The 3,042-nt window shown below is 53.3% G+C and carries 3 protein-coding genes; 1 reads left to right on the top strand and 2 read right to left on the bottom strand.

Annotated elements, in window-relative coordinates; translation table 11 throughout:
• On the top strand, positions 1 to 567 hold a 567-nt coding region (locus tag Q0216_RS05035), incomplete at its 5' end, for a superoxide dismutase (RefSeq protein WP_298593441.1).
• Between the two features lie 122 nt (positions 568 to 689).
• On the opposite strand, the gene Q0216_RS05030 is transcribed toward Q0216_RS05035, so the two are convergent.
• Positions 690 to 2,090: an RNA-binding domain-containing protein gene (locus tag Q0216_RS05030; protein ID WP_298593439.1), complete on the bottom strand. Its 1,401-nt coding sequence runs from the start codon at positions 2,088 to 2,090 to the stop codon at positions 690 to 692.
• Between the two features lie 538 nt (positions 2,091 to 2,628).
• Positions 2,629 to 3,042 (bottom strand): ATP-binding cassette domain-containing protein (locus tag Q0216_RS05025; RefSeq protein WP_298593437.1); only part of this gene is annotated, 414 nt, incomplete at its 5' end.

Below are 3,042 nucleotides of genomic sequence, written 5' to 3'. Positions count from 1 at the left end.
CACATCTCCGCAAAGATCATGGAGCTGCACCACGACAAGCACCACGCAGCATACGTTGCAGGCGCTAACGCAGCTCTCGAGCAGCTTGAAGAGGCACGCGAGAACGGTGCATACGGCAACGTCTCCAAGCTCTCCAAGGACCTGGCATTCAACCTGGGTGGCCACACCAACCACTCCATCTTCTGGAACAACCTGTCCCCCGAGGGTGGCGACAAGCCCACCGGCGAGCTGGCAGCAGCAATCGACGAGTTCTTCGGCTCCTTCGACAAGTTCCGTGAGCACTTCACCAACGTTGCACTGACCATTCAGGGCTCCGGCTGGGCAATCCTCGCATGGGACACCGTTGGCAAGCGCCTCATCATCGAGCAGCTTTACGATCAGCAGGGCAACATCTCCGTTGCACTGATCCCCGTTCTGCAGCTGGACATGTGGGAGCACGCATTCTACCTGGACTACCAGAACGTCAAGGGTGACTATGTCAAGGCATTCTGGAACATTGTGAACTGGGCTGATGTTCAGGCTCGCTTCGAGCGCGCAGTGTCCCAGACCAAGGGCCTGGTCCTCTAATCTAAGTTTTGTCAGCGCGGTGAAGTGACCGCGGTGAGATAACTGAAACGGGTGCCCGGCGCCTCCACATTCGGAGGTGCCGGGCACCCGTTTATTGCGCCTGAAGTAGGTGCAGGCGAACCCTAGAGCGCTAGCGTGCGGTATACCGAGCCGCGGCGTCCCAAACGCGCTTTTTGCTCTACCAAACCTCGTTGGATTAGCTTGGGCAACGCGTACCGCACCTGCCGTGCAGTCAACTGGGTGCTTTCCACAATGTCAGTGACTGTAGCTGGTCCGCGGGTCAAAGCAACGTACACCTGGGATTCCGTGGGGGACAAATTTTCTGGTATCTCAGCATGCTGAGGAGCAGAGGATACCCCCATTGTGTTAGTAGGCTGTATATCATCGGCAGAGCGGTAGATGATGACGCGCACCTGTATACCCTCGTCGATAATATGTGCCTTACGCAATCCAGCATCAACCAGGGCCTGTTGTGCAGCGAGAATACCGCCGCCTTCGCCTTCGATAAGTCGATGACCGTCACTGAGACGAATATTCTGGCAGATAGCGTATAACGCCTCGTTGACAGCCGCGGGACGATGTACAAGACCTACCTGGCTCGGCAGAATACCCCAAAAACCGCCGGGGCTGATAATTTCTATGCGCCCGCGTTTGATAAAGATTTGTATAAATTTTCCTGAAGCATCTTGTTCGTAACTACGGTGGACGAGTGCGTTGGCCACAAATTCGCGGAGAGCTACCAGAGGGATTTCTGGCTGATCGAGGAGCCCAGCGCCATTGGGAACTGTTACGGTGCGGTTCTTAATGTTGCGCATAAGCCACGCAAGGGTATCTTCAAGCATGGCGGGAATAGGACCTTCGCTTCGAAAACGGTCATCATTACGGGTTGTTCCGCTTGTAGACACTACGCCAATAACGCTCGCCCCGGAATAAAACTGCTGAGGGTAGTCACCTAGAGCGCACATCCCGGCCAAGGTTAAATGATTATCTGCCGCTAGTACATTGCGTTTATACAAAATTTCTTGGTCAGAGCTCTGACGCAAACGGGCTGAGGAGAGACGTACCTGGTGCAGGAAGTCCTGGGTGTAGGACTTGTCTAAATCATCAATGGACGTATGAGCGATACTTTGTAGGTCATTGTGCGGTTTGTGACGTTGGGCGTACATCAGGCTTAGTGCGTAACTATCCATCGGATAGTCACCATCCCCAAGACGTTGATACGCTACATTGCCTTTGAAACAGGGACGTTCCTGAACCGGCAACCCTGGAACAGACACAATAAGTAGCTGATGGTCGTCCAGGACCATGTCACTGGTTTCTACTGCAATTTTTGGTTTGAGATTCTGCGCAGCATCAATAATTTTTGCTCGTAAGTCTTCGATATCGTAGACACCTACTGGAGTGAAATCTTGGGATTCATCCACGCCGCATATGATGGTGCCTCCGTCTGGACGATTAGCAAAGCTACAGATAGTTTCGGCAATGGAGGAGGGGTAACCCGAGTGGGCTGACTTAACTTCCACAGTCAGGCTGTCCCTGCCTAGAAGTCGTAGCTCATTGAGTGTTTGTGTTAGTTCTTCAGGCGTATACATGTACATATTGTAATTCCTGGAGTGACATTTTGGGTTTCATTGCGGAACATTAGTTACAAATGAGGGCGATTTTTGTGACAAAAATGTAACTATTGGTGATAATTTGTCATGTCAATAGGAGGCAGCCTGCGAACTTGGGTGAATTATGTGGCTGTTGCTATGGCGGGTGCCCAGCGCCTCCACACTCGGAGGTGCCGGGCACCCGTTCGTTTAACGGCTTATTCGGGGTGTACCCGTAGTTCTAAGCGTAATAATGTAACAACTGGGATGTGAACTTTACAAATATGGAGGTCTTGAATGACAAAATGTAACTCTCCGGCAGATGTTGTCACTCAAAATGTAACTATCCAGCGGGTTTTGTCACTCAAAATGTAAAGTTCACGCTGGAGCACGTGCATGATTGCCATGTAACTTCGTCCTAGTCGGTGTTGGACGTTTATTCCCTGCCTTAGATATACAGCGGGGAGCCCTAGAGAGCCAGCGTGCGGTCAATACGGATGCGGCGGCAGAAATCCTCATCGTGGCTCACCACGATGAGCGCGCCAGTATAGGCTTCGAGCGCCTGCACCAGCCAATCCACCGAGGAAATATCGAGGTTATTCGTCGGCTCATCCAGCATGAGCAGCTGTGGCACCGGATCAGCCAGAAGCACCTGCGCCACCGCGGCACGGAAACGCTCGCCGCCGGAGAGCTCACCTGTCTTATGGTGTACGCTCTCGCGACGGAAAAGTAGTCGCGCCAGCTGATCGCGAAGATGCTGTTCGCTCACGCCGGGGTTAGCCCGCTGCACGCTCTGCAGGAGAGTCAGCTCCGGGTCGAGGGTGATTCGCTGCGGAATATACGCCCCCTCGATGCAATAGTCGACGCGGTAGGCGGGCTGCAC

This window comes from uncultured Rothia sp., assembly GCF_937976295.1.
Taxonomy (GTDB): domain Bacteria; phylum Actinomycetota; class Actinomycetes; order Actinomycetales; family Micrococcaceae; genus Rothia.
This window is presented reverse-complemented; position numbering and strand designations above follow the sequence as displayed.